Consider the following 20,885-nt stretch of genomic DNA (forward strand, 5'->3'; position numbering starts at 1 on the left):
CGTCATGACCGCCGCTGTAGCGCAAATTTCGGACCGGCGTGAACGGGCACTGGCCGCACTGGCTGAAAAGCCGGATGGAGTGGTCGAAGCCATTGCCACCGCTGCGGACGTGACGCCGGCCGAGATCCTCGCGATCCTGCCGAAGGACTCCGTCGTCATCGCTCCCAAAGAGAGTTTTCTCGACATCTGGAACGAGCTCACCACCTGGGGTGTCGTTCTGTTTCTCGTCCATACCGAGGATGTCGTCGCCGAAATCGACGGCAGCTTGCCGGTCGGCTCGGAGGGGCATGGCTGGTTCAACATCCATGGCGACAGCCCGATTGGCGGTCACATCCGCAAGGACAATTGCGTATCGATCAGCTTTGTCGATCGCGCCTTTCACGGCCGCCGGTCCTGCTCGGTCTGGTTCATGAACGGCAAAGGGTCGGCCATGTTCAAGGTCTTCGTTAAACGCGACGAAGCGCGCGAACTGATCGGCGAACAGCTGCAGAAATTCGAGACGCTGCGGGATCGCTACGCCACATTATGATCTATACCGTGGTGCCGGCCCAGTGTGCCGGCACCATCCGCAGGTCTCATGGCCGCCGCTTCTGCAGACACGTGGGCGTTGATCAGTCCTTCTTCACATGCTCAGGCTTGCCTTTGCGCTTCGTGGAAGCCAGCTCGTCGAGCTCCTTCTCGCTCATGGATTTCTCCATGCTCTTCGAAGCGCCTTTTAGGTCGCCTTTCTTGATATCGCCGCGCTTGGCGGCAAGAGCTGCGCCTGCAGCCTTCTGCTGTGCCTGGGATTTGGCTGGCATGTCTGCCTCCTCATGTTCCGACAAGATTTTCAAACCGGTTCCTGCTCATTTGGTTCCCGTATGCGCGATGGCGGAACTTGTAGCCTTAGCTAGGGGTTCTTGTGCCATCGCCGCATTTCACAAGCGGCCGGAATTCAGAAAGGAATCACCATGGACGCCGAACCAAAAGTGAATGACGAGAGTGAATCGGCTCGTGTCGAACAGGAAAACCGGGAGCATCTGGATGACGAGCTCCACACCCAGCGGGACGCGACCAACTTGGAGGCTGTGAAGGAAGCAGCCCGCCTTGGCGGTGGTGATAACTTTCTGGTCGAGTCCGATCTTGACGATATCGACCAGCGCTCCGATACGGACCAGCCAGACGGCCGGACGAGCCCCATGGCCAACGCGGACAATCAGGAGCGCTAAGCCTCCTAAAATACGTAGAAAAAGCGCCGGTGGGGAACCTCCGGCGCTTTGAAGTATTCACCGCCCAAACATTGAGCGGAGAAGCCGATGAATTCCCCCGACATCCTGGGTGACGACCAGCACCGGAAGACCGGATCGCACCCGGTCGAAGCTATGCCGGGAATTGAGGTCAAGGGAGCTCCGACACTGGCGGATGCGGATGCCGAAGCCTTCGTGGCGGAATCCCTGGAAGAACTGGTGAAATCCCACATCCCTTACTTGCTGGCAGGGACGTTTGCCGTCAGCGCCTATACGGGCATTATCCGCCCGACCAAAGATCTCGACATCTTCTGCAAGGCCGGCGACTACGCCCGCATTCTCGCGCACTTCAAGGAGAAGGACTACGAGATCGAAGTCGAGGATGATCGTTGGCTGGGCAAGGTCCGCAAGGGCAGGCATTTCTTCGATGTCATCTTCGCCGGCTCGAACGGCACCATGCCGATCAGCGACACATGGTTCGATAATGCAAGCCAGATCGAGATGAACGGCCACAAGGTGCGCATTATCGCGCCGACCGAACTCATCTGGTCCAAGTGCTTCGTGCAGCTGCGCCATCGCTATGACGGCGGCGACGTCGTCCACATGATCCTGAGGGCGCACGACCAGATCGACTGGCACCGCCTCCTGAACCACATGGAAGTGCATTGGGAAGTGCTGCTGATCCACCTTCTCAATTTCCGTTGGATATACCCCACCGAGCGCGACAAGGTGCCGGACTGGCTGATGGACGAGCTTCTGGACCGGCTGAGGGCACAGAGGGAGCTGCCGTTGCCACAGATGAAGATCTGCCGGGGCCGTATGTTCAGCCGGGTGGATTTCGAGATCGACGTGAAGGAATGGGGCTTTGCCGATGTCGGCGGCGAAGGCGAGCTTCGTGAAGGCGTGGATGAGGCAAGTCTGGAAGGAGGTCCGGTGTGAACGAGGCTACGGATGCAATGAATGGCCGCTCTGAATTCGGTGAAGCTGGGAAGCTGAACGGCAAGGCCCGGATCGCCGCCATGGGCGACCTGCATGTCAAGGAGCATGGATCGCCTTCGTTGAAGGACTTGTTCACCGAAATTTCGCAGGCCGCCGACATTCTTGTCCTGACTGGTGACCTCACCGATCTCGGCAAGCCCAAGGAGGCTGAGATCCTTGCAGCCGACCTGCGTTCATGCACGATTCCCATCGTCGCCGTCCTGGGCAACCATGATTACGAATGCGGCTGCGTGGAGGAAATCGGCCGCATCTTCAAGAATGCCGGTGTGCAGCTTCTGGAAGGACAGGCCGTGGAGATCAAGGGCGTCGGCTTTGCAGGCGTCAAGGGCTTCGCCGGCGGCTTCGGCCGTCACATGCTTGGCTCTTTCGGAGAGCCGGCGATCAAGGCCATGGTTGCCGAAAGCGTGGAGGAAACAATGCGGCTCGAAAACGCCCTCCGGCAGGTGCGCTCGGAGCGGGCCATGGTCGTCCTGCACTATGCTCCAATCCAGGAGACCGTGGTAGGCGAGCCGCAGGAGATCTATCCCTTCCTCGGCTCGTCGCGTCTGGCCGAGACGATCGACCGCTTTCCGGTGAAGGCGGTCGTGCATGGTCACGCCCATCGCGGCACCTATGAAGGCCGCACACCAGGCGGCGCGCCGGTGTACAACGTCGCCTCCCATATCGAAAAGCCGACAGGCCGGCCCTACGCCCTATTGGAACTATAGGCCTGGAACGAAGCCGCAGACAAGCTGTTGGGGGTTAGAGAATCAAGGAGAAGTCTCATGTCCCAACCCAATCTCGACCAGGAGCCAGCCGAAGGCTCGCGTGACGTCATCGACCGGGAACTCGCCCGTCAGGATACCAAGAAGCCGGACAGGGAACCGGGCGCAAAAGACAAGCCGCCTGAGCCAAAGCCGTAAGCAGATCACCTTGATTTACGCGGGACTTTCGTTGGCACTGACCGTTTTCGCCACACACCTGTTTCCCTATGGAACTCACAGCCCCCTAGCTCCGTTTGGCGGTCTCGTTTCATCAAGGGCTGGTTGCAATGTCTGAAGTAGAGTCTGTCGCAGAGTTTCGTGCTTTTCCAAAGACATGGGGCGCCGAATTTACCGCAGCCGGCGAAGTCCGGTTTCGGCTGTGGGCACCCGGTCAAGATGAGGTCGTGCTTCGTCTGAACGGTGACGACACCCCCATGAGCCGAACGGACGATGGCTGGTTCGAGCTGTTGGCAACCGGCGTCTCCCCCGGCGCAGAATACAATTACGTGCTGGCCGATGGCCTCGTCGTTCCCGATCCTGCCTCGCGCGGGCAGAAGAAGGATGTCTCCGGGCCGTCTCTGGTCATCGATCCGACGAGCTATGCCTGGAAGGATACGGGGTGGCAATGCCGGCCATGGGAAGAAACCGTCGTTTACGAATTGCATATCGGCACCTTCACGCAGGAAGGAACCTTCCAGAGCGCCATCGAGAAATTGCCCTATCTCGCGGAACTCGGGATCACGATGATCGAGCTGTTGCCGCTCGCCCATTTCGCCGGACATCACGGATGGGGGTATGACGGCGTCCTGCTTTATGCGCCGCATGCGGCCTATGGCGCACCGGAGGATTTCAAGGCTTTCGTCGATGCGGCGCATGCCCATGGCATCTCGGTCGTGCTCGATATCGTGCTCAACCACTTCGGCCCTGATGGCAACTACCTGCCGCTGCTGGCCCCTCCCAGCTTCCACCCGGAAAAGCGGACCCCATGGGGTGCCGCAATCGCCTATGACGTGGACGCCATGCGCAGCTACATTGCCGACGCGCCGCTCTATTGGCTGGAAGAGTTCCACCTGGACGGTCTGCGTTTCGACGCCATCGACCAGATTGAGGACATGTCGGAGAAGCATGTTCTCATCGAGATCGCTGAACGCATCCGTGCCGAGATCACCGATCGGCCGATCCACCTGACGACGGAAGATGCCCGCAACGTCACCTTCCTGCACGAACGCGGCGAAGATGGCAGCGTTCCGCTCTATGATGCCGAGTGGAACGACGACTTCCATAATGCGGCTCATGCGCTCGCAACCGGCGAAAGCCATGCCTATTACCAGGATTTCGCGACCGAGCCCGCCCGGCTAGTGGCTCGCATCCTGGCGGAAGGCTTTGCCTACCAGGGCGAGGTTTCGCCGCAGACGGGCGAGGAACGCGGTGTCCCGAGCGCCGGCCAGCCGCCTGTTGCCTTCGTGGATTTCATCCAGAACCACGATCAGGTTGGCAACCGCGCGCTGGGCGAACGCCTGATCGATCTCGCTGGTCCGGAGAAGACGAAAGTGCTGCTGGCGACACTCCTGCTGTCGCCGCATATTCCTTTGCTCTTCATGGGCGAGGAGTACGGCGAGACCAACCCCTTCCTGTTCTTTACAGATTTTCATGGCGAGCTTGCCAAGGCCGTTCGCGAAGGGCGCCGCAAGGAGTTCGAGGGCCATTCCGGCCATGAAGGCGAGACCGTTCCCGATCCGAATGCCAAATCGACATTCGAAAATTCCAAGCTCGGCTGGGACAAGATCGATAGTGCCGAAAACAAGGCCTGGCTGGACTTTACCCGCAAGCTGCTGGCGCTGCGCCGTGAGAAGATCGTGCCCATGCTGGCGTCTGCCGGAGGCAATATCGGCGAGGTGCTCGAAACCGGTGACGGCTATTTTGCTGTTGCCTGGACCTTCCCCGAGGGCAAGCTCAGCATGGCCGTCAACCTGAGCGACAAGCCGCGTAAGCTTGAAGAACAGCAAAGCGAGGTCATTTTCGCCTATCCCGACACTTCCACTGATCTGGCGCCGAATGCCATCGTCGTTAGCCTCGCACCTGCCGGAGATGCCGCGTAATGATTCCGACCGCTACCTATCGCATCCAGTTCCGCAACGGCATGACATTCGACCGGGCAGCCGCTTTGGTTCCCTATCTGAAGCGGCTCGGCATCAGCCATTTCTACGCCTCTCCAATCTTCACAGCCACCTTCGGCTCCACGCACGGCTATGACGTGACCAATGCCAACGAGATCGACCCGACGATCGGCGGCCGCGAAGGCTTCGAACGCCTGTCAATAGCCCTGAAGGACAACGGGCTCGGCCTGATCCTCGACATCGTGCCGAACCATATGGCGGCGTCCCTCGAAAACCCCTGGTGGCGGGATGTGGTCGAAAACGGCGAGCAGAGCCGCTATGCGCGCTATTTCGACATCAACTGGGACCGCAAGCTGACCCTGCCCTTCCTGGGCGATACGTTCGAAGCGGTCATAGAGGCCGGCGACATTGCCGTAAAGAAGGACCCGAAGACCGGCAAGCCCGCCTTCGCCTATTACGAAACTTTTTATCCCCTCTCCCCACCGACCTATGAGGGCCGGGAAGCGGAGCTTCTTGCCATCACCGACGAGGCGGATATCCTTGCCATCCACGAAGAGCAGCCCTACCGGCTGATGTCCTGGCGCGATGCGCCGAAGGACCTGTCCTACCGCCGCTTCTTCGAGATCACCGGCCTTGTCGGCGTACGCGTGGAAGATCCCGAAGTGTTCGATGACACCCACCGGCTCATCCTCGAACTGGTCCGCAGCGGAAAGGTGGACGGGCTGCGGGTAGACCATGTAGACGGGCTTGCCGACCCAAAGGCCTATCTTGAGCGGCTTCGCCAGGAAGCCGGCCCCGAGTGCTACATCACGGTCGAGAAGATCCTGGGTGAAGGCGAGCAGATCCCAACTGATTGGCCGATTTCTGGCACGACCGGCTATGAATTCATCGCGGCGCTGAGCGATATACTGGTGGACAACAACGGCTTGTCGGAGCTTCGCCAGGCTTACCATCAACTCACCGGGAAGCCGGCTGAGATGGAAGAGGAGCTGCGCAAAGCAAAGCTCCTGATGGCGGACAACAATTTCGCCGGCGAGGTTTCCAACCTGCTGAGGCTGGCGATGGAGATCCAGACGGCGAGCGACTCTTCGGACGAAATCCCCGAAGCTGACGTAAAGAGCGCGTTGCGAGAGCTGCTGGTCGCCTTCCCGGTCTACCGCACCTATGGCACGCTCGATGGCATGCCGGCGGAGAGCCGTCAGAGGCTGCACGAGGTCGTCGAGACCGTGCGGCGGGGACCGCATGCACCAGGCGAACAGGCGCTGACCTTCCTCTCCGGCATCCTGAGTGGCGAAGGCCAGACGTCGGGGCCAAGTGGAGAATTCCGTGTCCGGTTCCAGCAACTGACGGGCCCGCTGATGGCAAAATCGGTGGAAGATACGCTCTTCTTCCGGCATCACGCCGCCCTTGCGCTCAACGAAGTCGGCAGCGAACCCCTGCCCCGCCTCCATAGCCTTGATCGCTTCCATGCCGAGATGCAGACGCGGCTTGAACGCCAGCCGGACGGTTTGTCAGGAACCTCCACCCACGACACCAAGCGCGGCGAGGACGCCCGTGCCCGCCTCTATGCCTTGAGTGAAGCGCCCGATCTCTGGGCGAAAGCCGTGAACCGCTGGCGGGAGATGAACCGGGCATCCGTCAAGATCCTGGACGATGGTCCGGCACCCGAGCCCGAGATCGAGTGGATGCTGTACCAGGCACTCGTCGGCGTCTGGCCGACAGACCTGCGCCACGACGATGCAGTCGGCCTGAAAGCGCTGGAAGAACGTCTGACGGCCTACGTGGAAAAGTCCCTGAGGGAAGCCAAGCTCCGCACCAACTGGAGCGATGTGAACGAGGCTTACGAAGGTGCGGTTCTCGGCTATGCACGCAATCTCCTGTCGCCGCAGAATGAGACCTTCCTGATCGACTTCACGGACACCTTGCGCCCCTTCCTGCGGGCAGGCCTCGTCAACAGCATCACCCAGACGATCGTGAAGCTGACGGCGCCCGGTGTGCCGGATATCTACCAGGGCAGCGAAGGCCTCGATCTCAGCCTTGTCGATCCGGACAATCGGCGCGAGCCGGATTTCGAAACCCTCCAGCAGCAGTTCACAGAAACGGATGTGCTGGCCTCGGCGCAGGAGGATGAATGGCAGACGGGCCGGCTGAAGCAGCAGGTGGTGGCCGTGCTTCTGCGCTTGCGCCAGGAAGTACCGAGCCTCTTCCGCAAAGGCCGCTACCTGCCGCTCGAAGTGTCAGGCAAGCGCGAGGATAACGTTGTCGCTTTCGCCCGCGTCGATGAGGAAGACGCTCTGATCGTAATCGCGCCGCGGCTGGTTTTCAGTGCACTCTATACGGGTTCGGACGAAACCCCGGAAGATCGCTGGGCGGAGACGGAGGTCGTGCTGCCGGCCGAACTGTCGAGCCTCAGATACCGCGACATCTACACCGGCAAGGCTTTCGACCCCAAGGATCGGCTGTCGGTCAACTGGGCCTTCGCCGATCATCCCTTTGCGCTGCTGCGGGCCGAGTAAGGCCACAGCAATCACGTCATGCCGAATAAAAAAAGGGCGCTGCTTGGGAGGAAGCAGCGCCCTTTTCGATGCCTAGCGGAAGCGAGCGTCCGACAAATGCGAGTGGTTCAAGCAAAACCGACGAGATTGAGGACGGCGATAACGATAACCACGGCGCCTACCAACCAAACGATGCTGTTCATGACCTTCTCCTTTTTGATGTCGGGAATTGAACGGGAAAACCGGTCAAAAGGTTCCCGCAGATGTTACAGGAACAAAGAAGCGTGGCGGGTGTTGAGCGACCGTTGGCGGGAACTCGGGCCAGTGCTGGAATAACCCGCCCCACTGAACAGGGAGGTAGCCATGAACACTGCCAATCCGCAGCTTGAGGGCCTTTATCTGGCGCTCGCCGCCATCAACCGCCTGCTGGTGGACAAGGGCCTTGCCACCCACGACGAACTGCGCGAAACGCTTGAAGCTGCAGAAAGCAAGGTGCTTTCAAACGAGCGGGCCGACCATATATCCGCGTCCAACCGCAAGGCGGTCGCATTTCCCATTCGTCTTCTCATGCTCGCCAATGAAGCGCATGCGAGTGGCAAGATCATCGGCTTCGACGACCTCGCGCGGGAAATCGGCCGCAGGACCTGACGACAAAAAGCCGCGTCCCTAACGACGGACCACAGCTTCTGCCGTCTTAGAGTGTGATCTCAGATAATCGGTTTGCCGCCTGTCACGCCAATCATCGTTCCGGATACATAGCTTGAGAGCGGATCGGCCAGCATGACGTAGGTCGTCGCGAGTTCAGCCGGCTGACCGGGACGCTTCATGGGGACCTGCATACCGAACTCCTTCACCTTGTCTTCCGGCATCGTGGAGGGGATGAGCGGAGTCCAGATCGGGCCGGGAGCGACGGCGTTGGCACGAATGCCTCGCTCCGCCAGCATCTGGGCAAGGCCTGCGGTAAAATTCTGGATCGCGCCCTTGGTGGTCGCGTACGCGAGAAGGGTCGGGCTCGGGTTGTCCGCATTGACCGACGCAGTGTTAACGATGGCGCTGCCTGGCTTCATGTGCGGCACGGCGGCCTTGGTCAGGTAGAACATAGCGTGGATGTTGACCTTGAAGGTCAGTTCCCATTCCTCGTCTGGCATTTCCTCAATCGTGGAAAACGTCGCCTGGTGTGCGGCATTATTGACCAGGATGTCGATGCCGCCGAGTTCGGAGACCGCCTTGTCGATGATGGCGCGGCAATGGGCCGGGTCCTGAATGTCGCCTGGCACCAGCACGACCTTGCGACCAGCTTCTTCGATGACACGCTTGGTATCTTCCGCATCCTCATGTTCGTTGAGGTAGGAGATCAGCAGATCTGCGCCCTCGCGTGCATAGGCGATGGCGACCGCGCGTCCGATGCCGCTGTCACCACCGGTGATTACAGCCTTCATCCCTGCCAGCCGTCCCGAGCCACGATAAGAGGTCTCGCCGTGGTCCGGCACAGGGTTCATGCGGCCGGTATATCCGGGCATCGGCTGCTGCTGTTCGGCAAACGGTGGAGTGGGATGATCAGCCATAAGCGGGATCCTCTTCTTAGGTTGAGTTGAAGCCCTCCAACCTCCCGCACCCTGCTTGGTTCCCGCATTCGTCACGTCGGCCGCGATGCCGAACTCGTTCAGGCGCCCGGCGTCACGACACCGTCGCCGCCCCGCAATTGCTTCAACTGCTGAACCATGCGCATGGAGGTGGAAGCCCGGGCGGCAGAAAAGTCCGAACTCTTGGCCAGGATGCGTAACATATCCTCTGCCTCTCCGGCGGAAATCGTCCCGCGCATGGCAAGCCCATCGATGAGAAGCAGGAACGCTCCCTCCAGCGCCAGGGACCGGCGGCGGGCTTCGAGGTCAGCTTCAGACTTATCAGGCATGACAGGCTCCATTCTTGAGTACCTGTCGAATGGTTTGGCTGGAGAATTGTTCCGGCCAATCGTCAGACCCCGCGACCGTCAGATACCGCCACCCTTGCCTGGCCCGGGTTGCTGCGATGGGCCGCGGTCAATCCGCCCCTGCTCCGCCTTGTAGAAATATTGGCTGGCGACGAGCCATCCCTTGAGCGGTCGCAAGGGCAGGATGCAGGTGAGCAGCAGGAAAGGCAGCGATATCAGAAGATGGACCCAGAAAGGCGGCTGGAAAGCGACTTCGATCCACACCGCCAGCGCAACGCTCGGCACGCAGGCGAAGCAGATGACGAAAAATGCAGGACCGTCCGCAGGGTCGGCGAAAGAGTAATCCAGCCCGCAGATTTCGCAACTGGGCCGAAGCGTCAGGAAGCCGTCGAACAAATGCCCCTGCCCGCACCGGGGGCAGCGGCCGCGCACGCCCGTACTATAGGGCGAAATCGGTGCCCAGTCTGCTTGATCTGCCATCGCACCCAGCTCCTCACGATAATGGTCGCATTTATGGCGATAGCCTCAACTCACGGCTGACTTCAAGACATTCCCTTGATGCGCGTCAATTCGCCTCCCCAAAGGCATGCTATGCGAGCCGTTGCTCCATCTTACGGATCATCGTTGCCGAAGGGCGTGCGGATGACGCGGCGGGTGACAAGCTTCAAGCTGCGGTCCGGCTGCAGCACATAGGTTTCGATCGTGAGCTCGCCGAACTCGTTGCGGAATTCGTGCTGCACGGTGCTGCCGACGGGAGACTTGGTCAGCCGGGTGCGCGGCTGCCCGCCATAGGTGATGCTGCCGGGAATGGGTCGCAGGTTCGACCCGCTCTGGATAGGCGCCCGGCTGGAATCGCTCTCGACGTCTGCCGTCGTGCAGCCCACCAGCAACAGCGAAAGACCCGCAATGAAATTGACCTTGTTCATAAGCATCTACCTCGCACGATTTGCCGACTGATCGCGTTCAACCGGAGGGATCATGGAAAGTTCCAGCCCCGCCTAAGCCTGCGAAATCTGCTGGGCTTTGTCGAAATATCGGCTACACAATTACCTCGCATAACACATTCAAGGGGCAGTGAACGTGACGGGGAATTTCGGGGCGATGTCGATTGCGCAGCTTTCAACTCTTTTGCAGGCGGGCAAGGCGGATCCGGTGCAAGTTGCCGAAGCCGTGTTCGAAGCCATAGACCGTTACGAAGACAAGGCTGTCTTCGTTTCGCTTCTGAAGGACCGCGCCCTGGCAGAAGCACATGCTTCGTCGAAGCGCATGAGGGAGGGACGCTCCCTTGGCCTGCTCGATGGCATCCCGATCGCCTGGAAGGACCTGTTCGACATCGAAGGTCTAGTCACCACCGCCGGGTCCAAGGTGCTCGCGAAAGCCGCGCCTGCTGCAAAGGATGCGGACATGGTCGATCTCCTGAAACAAGCCGGCATGATCGCGATCGGCCGCACCAATATGAGCGAGTTCGCCTTTTCCGGCATCGGCATCAATCCGCACTACGGCACCCCACATAACCCTCGAAGCACTGACGTTCCCCGCATTCCTGGCGGCTCCTCATCCGGCGCAGGCGTTGCGGTGGCGGCCAATCTGGTGCCGGTGGCCATGGGCACGGATACCGGCGGCTCCGTCCGAATTCCAGCGGCATTCAACGGGCTGGTCGGCTACAAGGCCACCCGTGGCCGCCATGCCATGCGCGGCGTCTATCCTCTGTCAAGGAGCCTCGATTCACTTGGGCCCCTCTGCCGTACCGTGCAGGATGCCGCCTGGATCGACGCTGCCATGCGGGGGCTTTCCCCCGCATTGATCCAAAAGCGCTCCAGCAACGGCTTGGACATCGTCGTGCCGACCAATATCGTGTTCGACGGCGCGGAACCGGGCGTGGTCGCTGCTTTCGAATCCGCGCTGGAGCGACTGGAGAAGGCAGGCGTGCGGATTACCCGGCAGGCGCTGCCGGCTTTCGAGCGCATCCTGGACCTGATGGCCCAATATGGCCCGCTGGTGACCGCCGAGGCTTACGCACTGCATCGTGAGCGCCTGTCCGGGCCGGAAGCCGCCGACATGGACCAGAGAGTGGTGGCGCGGACGAGGCTGGGCGAGAAGATCAGCCTCTCCAGCTACCTCGCCATACTGGATGCCCGGGCGGGCCTCATCGCGGAAACCGAAGCCTTGATCGGCGACCGCTTCGTGGCATTCCCGACCGTTGCCCATGTGGCACCGGCGATCGAGCCCCTGCTGGCCGATGACCAGACCTTCTTTGCCATGAACGTCAAGACGCTTTCCAATACCGCACTCGGCAATTTTCTGGACTGGTGCGGAGTTTCGATTCCCTGTGGCACTGGGGATGCGGGGATGCCGGTCGGCCTTCTCCTCTCCGGCTCCGCCAACCACGACGACCGTCTCCTTGCCGCCGCGGTGGCCCTCGAAGAGGTTGTCCGCGGCTGATGTCAGCGACTGTTGGAAAACCACCGGGTGCTACAGCGTACAATGCGTGGAAACATCTGGCAGAACCTAAACTTAACAGCTATCCATGGCACGCATTTCACGCCACGAATCTTGAACGAGCAGTGATGCGATCACACATTCCGGCTGTTGCCGCCAATAGCAGCCGACAGTGAATGAAAGAGACGACAGAGACATGGTTCACATGCCCGACGCCCTCACCATCCTGGTCGTGGATGACGATGCGCTGATCTCCATGAGCATGGTCGATATGCTGGAGGATCTCGGCCACCAGGTGCTGGAAGCATCGTCCGGCGCCCAGGCATTGGAAATCGTCAAGGCGGCGGAGCGTATCGATCTGGTCATCACCGATTATTCCATGCCGGGCATGAACGGCGCAGAACTCGCAATGGGTCTTCGCCGGATCAGGAACGACCTGCCCGTGCTGGTCGCTACCGGTTATGCGGATCTGCCACCGGATGCTGGGATCGATCTTCCGCGGCTGGGCAAGCCTTATTCGCAGGAACAACTGGCCCGCGAAATCTCCAATATCTTCTCCGCACGCAACGCAGAAGCCTGACGAGGGGTGTCTCGCTGCAAAGAGCGGAACCCTAGGTCCCAATAGGCGTTGGAGGAGCAGTCTAAAGGAGCTTCACCATGGCCTATGATCCCGACCAGAACAACGACAAGCTTACGCGGCCTGTGGCTGCACCCAAGGTAGATGAAGCGCTTGCCGCCATCGAATCCCGTTCATCGGACGATGACGCCAAAGTATCGGCGCAGGAAGAACTGGACGCGTTACGCGCCGAAGTCGCCCGCATGAAGGACTCGGCAATCGAAGTCGCATCCGCCTCCAAACGCCTGGCTCGTTCGGGAACGGTTGCTCTGCGCGACGACCTCGAAGTCCGTATCAAAGCCCGGCCGCTGGCGGCGGTGGCGATCGCAGCGGCTGTCGGTTACGTCTGGGGGCTGACCCGATGAGCGGCGAAAAAACGGAAACCAAAAAGCTTGCGGAAGAATATATTCGGCTCGGTGGCAAGCGCCAGTCGATCATGGACGACAACCTTGTCGATACCCGTAAATGGGAAAATGACAATCCTGAGGCCGAGGCCTTCTGGAACGAGAATATCAAGACGCTCGATGACGACCGCCTGCGGGAAGTGCAGACCTACCTGCCAAGTATCAATTCGGACTGAGGTGGTTTGAAGGATCGATGAATCCGAGAGGGGCGATGCCAAGAGAGCACCGCTCCCTTTTTTGCAATTCAAGACCACTTTCTACGACTTCAAGCCCTCCTGCAAATCCCGCTCTGCGCGCTCCAGCGCATTTGAGTTCAGCACCTTGCGCGAAAGCGCCACGGCCACCGCCCGGGTGCGTAGATTGTACCATCCTTCGCCGCCCTGGCCTGTCGGATGGTAGACGTCGAGTTTTTCGTAGAGCTGCTGCAATCGGTTCTGTACGCTTCTGAGCGAAAGCTTTTTGCGCTGGGCGATTGCCTTGTCGGTCAGCCCAAGCGCCACATCCACAAGGATTTCATACTCCGCATCGCTGAGGCCATGGGCATTGCCAAGGCTCTTCTGCTGGATGCCGCGCACCTCGCGATCGATCACACATTGCGACTCGATGAAGACGCTGCGCAGTGCCAGTTTCAGCCGCTCGTCGGACGTCGATTTCAACACATAGCCATAGGTCGCCCCTTCGGGCACGATCCGCGCCACGCCGCGGACATAAGCCTCGTCGGAATAGTTGGACCAGAACAGGATCTTGGTGTCCGGCCGCTCGCGCCAGATGGTGCGGGCCGCCTCTATGCCGTTGCGCTCGCTCATCTGGAGATCCATCACCACATGCTCGCTACGCGCCTTGCGCGCCTGCACTTCGCCTGAGAAGCCGTTGTCGGCTTCGATCACGTCGTCGCATTCGGGCAGCGCGGCACGTACCGCTTCATGCAGATAGGAGCGGTGCAGCGCATCATCTTCCACGATAAGCACTCTCATAGTCCCGCCTCCACCCTTGCCTTGTTCTCCAGCGGCAGGCTCAGCCTTACAGCAGTCCCATATCCGCCGGAGCCCCGGCCGATCTCGAGCCGGGCTGAAATCAACCGCGCCCGCGTCTTCATATTGTCCACCCCATGGCCGGCGCGCTCCGAACCCGAGCCAGCCGGCGGAGATGCGACACCGCAGCCGTCGTCGATCACCTCTATGCCGAGCAACCCCTGCTCTATTTGCCCGATCCGCACCAGGATCGTATCCGGCTGGCCGTGCCGGATGGCGTTGTTCACCGCCTCCTGGACGATACGGAAAAGCGAGATCGCCACCGTCTGCTCGAGCCCGGTCAGCATGTCGCCGCTATCGTCCGTCACCTGCCAGCGGATCGGCAGACCGCTCTCGCGCACGGAGCGGTCGAGATGGTTCTCGATTGCCTCGGCCACGCCGAAAAGCTGCAGCACCGTGGGCTTGGCCTCCTCGATGATCTGACGAAGATCGTGCATACACTGCTGCAGCGTTCGGCAAAGCGGCTCCAGCACATCGGCCGGCAGGTCCGGCTGCGTGGCAAGCCGCTCCATCCGCCGCGAAAGCCGCGTCAGGTCGGCAAGCGTCTGGTCGTGCAGATCCATGCCGATCCGCTGCCGCTCGGCCTCCAGCGCTTCCGTGAGTTTCAGCGCCCCGAGCCGTAAGCCTTCCTCCCGTGCCCGCGCCTCCGTTTCCACCACGGCGGACCGCTTGGCCTGTTCGGCGGCCCGAAGCGCGAAGAAATACGGCGCCAGAAGGTCTGCAATGGAGCGCGCGCACTCCACGTCTTCCATCGTGTAGGCGTCCCGCTCATGGCTGGAACAGCTAAGCGCCCCGATGATGTTGCCTTGCACCTTCAGCGGCACGTGCAGCCGGCTGCGCAGCGCAAGATCGATGATTGGCCGAGAGAAGGCCCCGGCAAAGTGAAAGCGGGGATCGGAACACGCATCTTCCGACAGGAGAAAGTCCACATCCCCTGCCAGCAGGGTGCGGATGGGACTTCCGGTCAGGAGCGCAGGCGGTTGCTTGCTCCAGGCGGTGTCGAGCCCGCTCTCATAGGCGATATGGTATTTGCCGTCGATCGTCTTGATGCAGACGTCGAGATGATCATGCGGGATGATATGGCTGATTTCAACCGCGACCGCCTGGATGATGGCGTGAAAATCCAGCTGCCCCGCCAGAAGCCGCGAGATGCCGAGATAGCGGTCGAACAGCGAATTGCGCGCCCTGTTGAGCATGAGCGACCTCCTCCCAAAGGCATATAGCCATAAAGCGCCGCCATCATCATTTTGTCTTGCGGGATCCCGCATATTTTGCGCGGCCCTCCGCACACCAGTTGCTTGAAAGTGCCTATACAACAAGCGCTTTCTCCCTCATCTTCGATTGACTGGGCAAATAAAGCTCAGTGCAATCTATCTCCGATTGACCGTTGAGGAGCGGCGGAGAGTAGCAGGGAGCTTTGGGAGGAAATCATGACCATCAGAAAGATGCTTTTCGCATCCGTGGCCGTCGCGTGCGCGATCGGCCCGGCAACCGCATTCGCGGACACTTCGGGCAAGAAGATTGCCCTGTCGAACAACTATGCCGGCAATTCGTGGCGGCAGGCCATGCTCACCACCTGGGACAAGGTCACCAAGCAGGCAGTGTCCAAGGGCGTGGTCGCCGCGGCAGACCCTTTCACCACCGCCGAGAACCAGGCGACCGAACAGGCAGCCCAGATCCAGAACCTCATCCTTCAGGGCTATGACGCGATCGTCATCGACGCCGCTTCCCCGACCGCCCTTAACGGCGCTATCAAGGAAGCCTGCGATGCCGGCATCGTCGTCGTCTCCTTCGACGGTGTCGTTACCGAACCGTGCGCCTGGCGCATTGCCGTCGACTTCAAGGGCATGGGCGAAAGCCAGGTCGATTATCTAGCCAAGAAGCTGCCCAAGGGCGGCAACCTCCTTGAAATCCGCGGCCTTGCAGGCGTTTCCGTTGATGACGAGATCCATGCAGGCATCGAAGCCGGCGTGAAGAAGAACCCGCAGTTCAAGGTCGTCGGCTCGGTCAACGGCGATTGGGCGCAGGACGTCGCCCAGCGTGCCGTGGCCGGCATCCTGCCTAGCCTGCCGGAGATCGCCGCAGTCGTCACCCAGGGCGGCGATGGTTATGGCGCAGCCCAGGCCTTTGCGGCTGCCAAGCGCCCGACCCCGACGATCGTCATGGGCAACCGCGAAGACGAACTCGTCTGGTGGAAGCAGCAGAAGGACAAGAGCAGCTACGAGACCATGTCGGTCTCCATCGCACCGGGCGTTTCGACGCTTGCCTTCTGGGTCGCTCAGCAGATCCTCGATGGCAAGCAGGTCAAGAAGGATCTCGTCGTGCCCTTCCTGCGCATCGACCAGGACAATCTGGAAGCCAATCTGGCCAACACCCAGAAGGGCGGCGTAGCAAATGTCGAATACTCTCTGGAAGACGCCCAGAAGGTAATCGCCGCCGCCAAGTAAAGGCTCCTCCCTGAAGCCGGATCATGGTCCCGACAAGGGCGGTGATCCGGCTTTATCTCCCGCCTGATGACCCGCATCACGGATGTAGACTGCGCATGATCACTGTACATGAAAGACAGGAAGTGGTTGCCGCCCGCGGCATCCGGGTGACCTTCGGCGCCGTAAAGGCGCTCGACGGGGCCGATCTGGTGATCCATTCCGGGGAGTGCCTCGGCCTCGTGGGCCATAACGGCGCCGGCAAATCCACCATCGTCAACGTCATCAATGGCGGCCTTACCCCGCATGACGGCACCGTATCCTATAGCGGGTCGGATGCCGCCCACGGAATCGCCACCGCCCGCGCCAATGGCGTACGCTGCGTCTTCCAGGAATTATCGCTCTGCCCGAACCTGACAGTCAACGAAAACACCCGTATCATGCACACCGGCCTCAAGGGCTGGAACTGGCGTTCGCGCGCACTTAAACTTGTCGAAACCCAGCTGGCCGAGGTGTTTCCCGGCCACGACATAGATTGCGACAGCACGGTGGACGACCTGTCGATTGCCGAGCGCCAGATGGTGGAGATCGCCATCAGCTTTGCCGGCGTGAGGGAGCGCCCAAAGCTCGTCATCCTAGATGAGCCTACTTCTTCGCTCGATGCAGGTCTGGCGGCACAGCTCATGTCCTATATCCGCCGCTTCGTCGGCCAGGGCGGCTCCGTCCTGCTCATCTCGCATATCCTGGGCGAGATCCTTTCCACCTGTGACCGTGTGGTGGTGATGAAGGACGGTCGGGTCGTCGCTGATCGCACCGCATCCGAATTCTCGACGCGCACCCTGGTGGAAGCCATGGGCAATGTGGTGCGCGAACAGGAACTTCACCGCGGGCAGGACAAGCGCGGTAGCACTCCCGTGCTGTCCATGCCGCCGCGTCGCGGCCGTGGCCTTCCCTTCGAAGCTTATCGCGGCGAGATGATCGGCTTCGCCGGACTTGGCGGCCATGGCCAGACCCAGGCGCTGCTCGACCTCTACCTCTCCCGCAACAGCAACTGGTGGCCGAGCCGCAAGGAAGAACTGGCTTTCGTCGCCGGCGACCGCAGCCTCAACGGCACATTTCCCCTGTGGAGCATCCTGAAGAACCTCAGCATCGCTTCGCTGGGCAGCCTTTCTTCCCGAAGCCTCGTCGATGCCGACCGCGAAGACGAGCTTGGGGCAGGCTGGAAGAAGCGGATTGAGATCCGCACGCCGGACATGAACAACCGCATCCTGTCGCTGTCGGGCGGCAATCAGCAGAAGGTCCTGTTCGCCCGCGCGCTTGCGACGACGGCAAAGACGGTGCTGATGGACGATCCGATGCGCGGCGTCGATGTCGGCACCAAGCAGGAAGTCTACGACATCCTGCGCAGCGAAGCGGCCACCGGGCGCACCTTCATCTGGTATTCGACGGAAATGGATGAAATCCGGCTCTGCGACCGGGTCTACGTCTTCCGGGAAGGCGCAATCGTCTCTGAGCTTATCGGCGAGGAGATCACCGAGAAGAACGTGCTGGCCGCGTCGTTCACATCCGGAGAAGCCGCATGAAAATCTCCTCCGGCACCGTTCGCCTGATCATTCCGGCGGCATCCCTGGCAGTGCTGCTCGCCGCTGTCTTCTACATGCAGCCGCGCACCATGAGCTATACGGGGCTCAACCTTCTCTTCAACCTCGCGGTTCCGATTGCGCTGGCAACAATTGCGCAGATGCTGATCATGGCGGTCAACGACCTCGACCTCTCCATGGGCACGTTCGTCAGCTTCTGCGCCTGCGTTGCCGCCACCTTCCTGCAGACGTCGCCGGCCATCGGCATTCTCATCTTCATCGGTGCGATCGCCGTCTACGCGGGGATCGGCGTCGTCATCCATGTCCGTGAACTGCCCTCTATCGTGGTGACGCTCGGCATGAGCTTCGTCTGGGGCGGGCTGGCGGTGCTGATGCTGCCCTCGCCCGGCGGCGCCGCACCCGTCTGGGCGCGCTGGCTGATGACGGCCAAACCGCCCGTCATACCCATGGCCATCGTCGCCAGCATTCTGATTGCGGCGATCACCCACTTCATCGTCATGCGCTCGTCCTTCGGCGTGGTCGTCCGAGGCGTCGGTGGAAACTATCGCTCCGTGGAGCGCGCCGGCTGGTCGGTACTCCGGCTCCGCGCCGCCACCTATGCGCTCGCCGGCTTCTTCGCCGTCCTGTCCGGTATTGCCCTGGTGGGCCTCACCACATCGGCGGACGCCAATATCGCGCTGCGCTACACGCTGCTTTCCATTGCCGGCGTCATCCTTGGCGGCGGCGAATTCGTTGGCGGCAAGGTCTCGCCCATTGGCGCCGTCATCGGCGCACTGACGCTGACGCTTGCCGGCTCCTTCCTGTCCTTCATGCGCATCTCGCCGGATTGGCAGATCGGCGCCCAGGGCGCCATCCTCGTCGTCGTGCTGGCACTGCGCCTTTTGCTGAACCGCCTCGAAAAGCGGGAGAAGAACCGATGAACGCACCCCGCACGCTGCTCGCCAAGCCCTGGATCTGGTCTTTCGTCGCAACCGCCGCCGTCTGGATCATCACCATCCTCTTCACGGGCGGCGCAAGCACGGTGGGGCTGAGCCAGGCAGCCCTCACCTTTGCCGCCTTCTCCGTCATCGTCGGCATCGGCCAGATGTTTGTCATCACGCTCGGCCCCGGCAATATCGATCTGTCGGTTCCCTCGACCATGACGCTGTCCGGCACGCTTGCCCTGAAGCTGATGGACGTGCAGGACAGCATGATCGCCGTCGGCCTGCTGCTTGCCATCGTGCTTGGCCTGCTCGTCGGCATCGGCAATTACGCCCTCATCAAGCTTCTGCGCATTCCGCCGATCATCGCGACGCTGTCCATGAGCTTCGTTATCCAGTCGACGGCGATATGGGCGAACCGCGGCCTGCGCATCAAGCCGCCGGAAACGCTGGCAAATTTCACGACGTCGAGCCTTGTCGGCATCCCCAACATCGCCCTGGTCGCGCTGATCCTGTCCGCCCTCGCCTGGGTGCTTCTGGAAAAATCCATCTACGGCCGCTGGATTTCCGCAATCGGCCAGAGCACATTCGCCGCGCGAATGACCGGCATTCCGGTCGATGGCACACGCTTCATCACCTATGCGCTTTGTGCGGTTCTGGCATCGATCTGCGGCTACCTGCTGGCGAGCTTTTCCGGCGGTGCCGCACTCAACATGGGCGCGGAATACCTGCTGATGTCGATCGCCGTGGTTGTCATCGGCGGCACCGCCGTTGCCGGCGGCAATTCCAACATTCCCGGCATATGGGGTGCCTCGCTCTTCATGTTCCTCGTCGTGTCGATGCTCAACACCTACGGCTTCGGCGCAGGCTTCCGCCTCATCCTCACCGGCCTCATCATCATCGCCGTCATCTTGGCTGCCGGCGGCCGCCAATCCACCCGATAACGAACCCAATCGGACGCATCCCATGCCGCAGAACGCCTCCATCTACGAAATCCACGACGACCGGTTCCGGCATCTGATCGTCGGCAGCGCCGGGCTTGACGAGCTTTATTCCGATTGCCGCTGGGCCGAAGGCCCGGTCTGGTTCGCGGATCTCAACTGCCTGGTCTGGAGCGATATTCCGAACCAGCGCATGCTGCGCTGGGCAGAGGGCACCGTCTCGGTCTTCCGGTCCCCGTCGAACTTTGTCAACGGCAATACGCGCGACCGCCAGGGCCGGCTCGTCTCCTGCGAGCATGGAGGCCGTCGCGTCACCCGCACCGAAATCGACGGCACGATCACCGTGCTTGCCGACCGGTATCAGGGCAAGCGGTTGAATTCGCCCAACGACGTCGTGGTGCGCTCGGACGGCAGCGTCTGGTTCACCGATCCGACCTATGGCATCAAGTCTGACTATGAGGGCTATCGCGCAGAGCCCGAACAGGCCACCCGCAACGTCTACCGTATCGACCCGGAAAGCGGCGGACTCGACGCCGTGGTTACGGATTTCAGCCAGCCGAACGGCCTCGCCTTCTCGCCGGATGAAACCAGGCTCTATGTGGCGGACTCCGCTTCCAGCCATGACGTGACGGCGCCACGCTACATTCGCGTCTTCGATGTGGTCGATGGCAAGCGGCTCGCGAACGGTCGTGTCTTCTGCCATCTGGACAACGGCCTGCCGGACGGATTCCGGGTGGATATCGACGGCAATGTCTGGACCAGCGCCGGCGACGGGGTGCATTGCTTTTCGGCCGATGGCGCGCTTCTTGGCAAGATCCTGGTGCCGCAGACCGTCGCAAACCTTACCTTCGGCGGACCACGCCGGAACAGACTGTTCATCACCGCCACCCGCTCCCTCTACGCGGTCTACCTAACCACGTCAGGCGCTACGCTGGGATGACACATCCGCGTTCAACCTCCCTGGAACAGCTTCCCATTGAGCGGGTCCCACGAGAACGGT

23 protein-coding genes and 1 pseudogene are annotated in these 20,885 nt (G+C 61.1%); 17 read left to right on the forward strand and 7 right to left on the reverse strand.

Annotated features, from left to right (window positions below; genetic code table 11):
• The first annotated feature begins 4 nt into the window (after positions 1-4).
• Positions 5-529 carry a heme utilization cystosolic carrier protein HutX gene (hutX, locus tag EPK99_RS10220; RefSeq protein WP_128442918.1) on the forward strand — a complete coding sequence of 175 codons (525 nt, stop codon included), beginning with the start codon at positions 5-7 and terminating at the stop codon, positions 527-529.
• An 82-nt stretch (positions 530-611) separates the two neighbouring features.
• On the opposite strand, the gene EPK99_RS10225 is transcribed toward hutX, so the two are convergent.
• Positions 612-800, reverse strand: a complete 189-nt coding sequence (locus EPK99_RS10225) for a DUF3008 family protein (protein WP_128442919.1) — start codon at positions 798-800, stop codon at positions 612-614.
• 150 nt (positions 801-950) lie between these two features.
• Here EPK99_RS10225 and EPK99_RS10230 point away from each other — a divergent pair, with 150 nt between their 5' ends.
• The 7 genes from EPK99_RS10230 (at position 951) to EPK99_RS10255 (ending at position 8,228) form a co-directional block, all read left to right on the forward strand.
• Complete coding sequence (locus EPK99_RS10230; protein WP_128442920.1) at positions 951-1,208, forward strand: hypothetical protein; 258 nt, start codon at positions 951-953, stop codon at positions 1,206-1,208.
• Between the two features lie 153 nt (positions 1,209-1,361).
• Entirely contained in the window at positions 1,362-2,165 is an 804-nt protein-coding gene (locus EPK99_RS10235; RefSeq protein ID WP_128443392.1) for a nucleotidyltransferase family protein, read from the forward strand.
• Positions 2,166-2,182: 17 nt separating this feature from the next.
• On the forward strand, positions 2,183-2,932 hold the full coding sequence (locus tag EPK99_RS10240) for a metallophosphoesterase family protein (protein ID WP_128443393.1): 750 nt from the start codon (positions 2,183-2,185) through the stop codon (positions 2,930-2,932).
• Positions 2,933-2,989: 57 nt separating this feature from the next.
• The gene (locus EPK99_RS25290) at positions 2,990-3,127 is read left to right on the forward strand and encodes a hypothetical protein (RefSeq protein ID WP_164901747.1); all 138 of its coding nucleotides are present in this window, start codon (positions 2,990-2,992) and stop codon (positions 3,125-3,127) included.
• A 128-nt stretch (positions 3,128-3,255) separates the two neighbouring features.
• On the forward strand, positions 3,256-5,067 hold the full coding sequence (gene treZ, locus EPK99_RS10245) for a malto-oligosyltrehalose trehalohydrolase (RefSeq protein ID WP_128442921.1): 1,812 nt from the start codon (positions 3,256-3,258) through the stop codon (positions 5,065-5,067).
• Positions 5,067-7,601 carry a malto-oligosyltrehalose synthase gene (gene treY, locus EPK99_RS10250; RefSeq protein WP_128442922.1) on the forward strand — a complete coding sequence of 845 codons (2,535 nt, stop codon included), beginning with the start codon at positions 5,067-5,069 and terminating at the stop codon, positions 7,599-7,601. Before treZ ends, treY begins: the two co-directional genes overlap by 1 nt.
• A gap of 342 nt (positions 7,602-7,943) precedes the next feature.
• Complete coding sequence (locus EPK99_RS10255; RefSeq protein ID WP_128442923.1) at positions 7,944-8,228, forward strand: hypothetical protein; 285 nt, start codon at positions 7,944-7,946, stop codon at positions 8,226-8,228.
• Positions 8,229-8,287: 59 nt separating this feature from the next.
• Here the strand turns inward: EPK99_RS10255 and EPK99_RS10260 are convergent, their stop codons facing one another.
• The 4 genes from EPK99_RS10260 to EPK99_RS10275 form a co-directional block, all read right to left on the reverse strand.
• A complete protein-coding gene (locus tag EPK99_RS10260) occupies positions 8,288-9,145 on the reverse strand; it encodes an SDR family oxidoreductase (protein WP_128442924.1) in 858 nt (285 codons plus the stop codon).
• Between the two features lie 98 nt (positions 9,146-9,243).
• Complete coding sequence (locus EPK99_RS10265) at positions 9,244-9,492, reverse strand: hypothetical protein (protein WP_128442925.1); 249 nt, start codon at positions 9,490-9,492, stop codon at positions 9,244-9,246.
• Between the two features lie 78 nt (positions 9,493-9,570).
• On the reverse strand, positions 9,571-9,990 hold the full coding sequence (locus EPK99_RS10270; RefSeq protein ID WP_128442926.1) for a DUF983 domain-containing protein: 420 nt from the start codon (positions 9,988-9,990) through the stop codon (positions 9,571-9,573).
• Positions 9,991-10,121: 131 nt separating this feature from the next.
• Positions 10,122-10,436, reverse strand: coding sequence for a hypothetical protein (locus tag EPK99_RS10275; protein ID WP_128442927.1), 315 nt, complete (start codon positions 10,434-10,436; stop codon positions 10,122-10,124).
• 154 nt (positions 10,437-10,590) lie between these two features.
• Between EPK99_RS10275 and EPK99_RS10280 the strand changes: the two genes are divergently transcribed.
• The 4 genes and pseudogenes from EPK99_RS10280 to EPK99_RS10295 all read left to right on the forward strand — a co-directional run bounded on the left by EPK99_RS10280 (position 10,591) and on the right by EPK99_RS10295 (position 13,145).
• A complete protein-coding gene (locus EPK99_RS10280; protein WP_128442928.1) occupies positions 10,591-11,952 on the forward strand; it encodes an amidase in 1,362 nt (453 codons plus the stop codon).
• 214 nt (positions 11,953-12,166) lie between these two features.
• Positions 12,167-12,529: pseudogene (locus EPK99_RS10285) on the forward strand (response regulator); the annotation flags it as partial.
• Positions 12,530-12,606: 77 nt separating this feature from the next.
• Entirely contained in the window at positions 12,607-12,930 is a 324-nt protein-coding gene (locus tag EPK99_RS10290; RefSeq protein ID WP_128442930.1) for a hypothetical protein, read from the forward strand.
• A complete protein-coding gene (locus EPK99_RS10295) occupies positions 12,927-13,145 on the forward strand; it encodes a hypothetical protein (protein ID WP_128442931.1) in 219 nt (72 codons plus the stop codon). The genes EPK99_RS10290 and EPK99_RS10295 overlap by 4 nt, the downstream gene beginning before the upstream one ends.
• 81 nt (positions 13,146-13,226) lie before the next feature.
• On the opposite strand, the gene EPK99_RS10300 is transcribed toward EPK99_RS10295, so the two are convergent.
• The gene (locus EPK99_RS10300; protein WP_128442932.1) at positions 13,227-13,943 is read right to left on the reverse strand and encodes a response regulator transcription factor; all 717 of its coding nucleotides are present in this window, start codon (positions 13,941-13,943) and stop codon (positions 13,227-13,229) included.
• Positions 13,940-15,196, reverse strand: coding sequence for a GAF domain-containing sensor histidine kinase (locus tag EPK99_RS10305; RefSeq protein WP_128442933.1), 1,257 nt, complete (start codon positions 15,194-15,196; stop codon positions 13,940-13,942). Before EPK99_RS10305 ends, EPK99_RS10300 begins: the two co-directional genes overlap by 4 nt.
• A 234-nt stretch (positions 15,197-15,430) precedes the next feature.
• Between EPK99_RS10305 and EPK99_RS10310 the strand changes: the two genes are divergently transcribed.
• The 5 genes from EPK99_RS10310 to EPK99_RS10330 all read left to right on the forward strand — a co-directional run bounded on the left by EPK99_RS10310 (position 15,431) and on the right by EPK99_RS10330 (position 20,825).
• A complete protein-coding gene (locus EPK99_RS10310) occupies positions 15,431-16,447 on the forward strand; it encodes an ABC transporter substrate-binding protein (protein WP_128442934.1) in 1,017 nt (338 codons plus the stop codon).
• Between the two features lie 95 nt (positions 16,448-16,542).
• Complete coding sequence (locus tag EPK99_RS10315; RefSeq protein WP_128442935.1) at positions 16,543-18,006, forward strand: ATP-binding cassette domain-containing protein; 1,464 nt, start codon at positions 16,543-16,545, stop codon at positions 18,004-18,006.
• Positions 18,003-18,944: an ABC transporter permease gene (locus tag EPK99_RS10320; protein WP_128442936.1), complete on the forward strand. Its 942-nt coding sequence runs from the start codon at positions 18,003-18,005 to the stop codon at positions 18,942-18,944. The genes EPK99_RS10315 and EPK99_RS10320 overlap by 4 nt, the downstream gene beginning before the upstream one ends.
• A complete protein-coding gene (locus tag EPK99_RS10325) occupies positions 18,941-19,888 on the forward strand; it encodes an ABC transporter permease (RefSeq protein WP_128442937.1) in 948 nt (315 codons plus the stop codon). The genes EPK99_RS10320 and EPK99_RS10325 overlap by 4 nt, the downstream gene beginning before the upstream one ends.
• Positions 19,889-19,910: 22 nt before the next feature.
• Positions 19,911-20,825: an SMP-30/gluconolactonase/LRE family protein gene (locus EPK99_RS10330; protein WP_128442938.1), complete on the forward strand. Its 915-nt coding sequence runs from the start codon at positions 19,911-19,913 to the stop codon at positions 20,823-20,825.
• Positions 20,826-20,885: the final 60 nt, after the last annotated feature.

Source organism: Neorhizobium lilium, from assembly GCF_004053875.1.
GTDB lineage: Bacteria > Pseudomonadota > Alphaproteobacteria > Rhizobiales > Rhizobiaceae > Neorhizobium > Neorhizobium lilii.

Bases quoted from the DNA above. Each gene is read 5' to 3' on its own strand.
- EPK99_RS10305 (WP_128442933.1), bottom strand. From the start codon at position 15,196: ATGCTCAACAGGGCGCGCAATTCGCTGTTCGACCGCTATCTCGGCATC.
- EPK99_RS10315 (WP_128442935.1), top strand. From the start codon at position 16,543: ATGATCACTGTACATGAAAGACAGGAAGTGGTTGCCGCCCGCGGCATC.
- EPK99_RS10240 (WP_128443393.1), top strand. From the start codon at position 2,183: ATGAATGGCCGCTCTGAATTCGGTGAAGCTGGGAAGCTGAACGGCAAG.
- EPK99_RS10330 (WP_128442938.1), top strand. From the start codon at position 19,911: ATGCCGCAGAACGCCTCCATCTACGAAATCCACGACGACCGGTTCCGG.
- EPK99_RS25290 (WP_164901747.1), top strand. From the start codon at position 2,990: ATGTCCCAACCCAATCTCGACCAGGAGCCAGCCGAAGGCTCGCGTGAC.
- EPK99_RS10260 (WP_128442924.1), bottom strand. From the start codon at position 9,145: ATGGCTGATCATCCCACTCCACCGTTTGCCGAACAGCAGCAGCCGATG.
- EPK99_RS10300 (WP_128442932.1), bottom strand. From the start codon at position 13,943: ATGAGAGTGCTTATCGTGGAAGATGATGCGCTGCACCGCTCCTATCTG.
- EPK99_RS10320 (WP_128442936.1), top strand. From the start codon at position 18,003: ATGAAAATCTCCTCCGGCACCGTTCGCCTGATCATTCCGGCGGCATCC.
- EPK99_RS10310 (WP_128442934.1), top strand. From the start codon at position 15,431: ATGACCATCAGAAAGATGCTTTTCGCATCCGTGGCCGTCGCGTGCGCG.
- EPK99_RS10270 (WP_128442926.1), bottom strand. From the start codon at position 9,990: ATGGCAGATCAAGCAGACTGGGCACCGATTTCGCCCTATAGTACGGGC.
- treZ (WP_128442921.1), top strand. From the start codon at position 3,256: ATGTCTGAAGTAGAGTCTGTCGCAGAGTTTCGTGCTTTTCCAAAGACA.
- EPK99_RS10295 (WP_128442931.1), top strand. From the start codon at position 12,927: ATGAGCGGCGAAAAAACGGAAACCAAAAAGCTTGCGGAAGAATATATT.
- treY (WP_128442922.1), top strand. From the start codon at position 5,067: ATGATTCCGACCGCTACCTATCGCATCCAGTTCCGCAACGGCATGACA.
- EPK99_RS10275 (WP_128442927.1), bottom strand. From the start codon at position 10,436: ATGAACAAGGTCAATTTCATTGCGGGTCTTTCGCTGTTGCTGGTGGGC.
- EPK99_RS10235 (WP_128443392.1), top strand. From the start codon at position 1,362: ATGCCGGGAATTGAGGTCAAGGGAGCTCCGACACTGGCGGATGCGGAT.
- EPK99_RS10290 (WP_128442930.1), top strand. From the start codon at position 12,607: ATGGCCTATGATCCCGACCAGAACAACGACAAGCTTACGCGGCCTGTG.
- hutX (WP_128442918.1), top strand. From the start codon at position 5: ATGACCGCCGCTGTAGCGCAAATTTCGGACCGGCGTGAACGGGCACTG.
- EPK99_RS10255 (WP_128442923.1), top strand. From the start codon at position 7,944: ATGAACACTGCCAATCCGCAGCTTGAGGGCCTTTATCTGGCGCTCGCC.
- EPK99_RS10230 (WP_128442920.1), top strand. From the start codon at position 951: ATGGACGCCGAACCAAAAGTGAATGACGAGAGTGAATCGGCTCGTGTC.
- EPK99_RS10225 (WP_128442919.1), bottom strand. From the start codon at position 800: ATGCCAGCCAAATCCCAGGCACAGCAGAAGGCTGCAGGCGCAGCTCTT.
- EPK99_RS10325 (WP_128442937.1), top strand. From the start codon at position 18,941: ATGAACGCACCCCGCACGCTGCTCGCCAAGCCCTGGATCTGGTCTTTC.
- EPK99_RS10265 (WP_128442925.1), bottom strand. From the start codon at position 9,492: ATGCCTGATAAGTCTGAAGCTGACCTCGAAGCCCGCCGCCGGTCCCTG.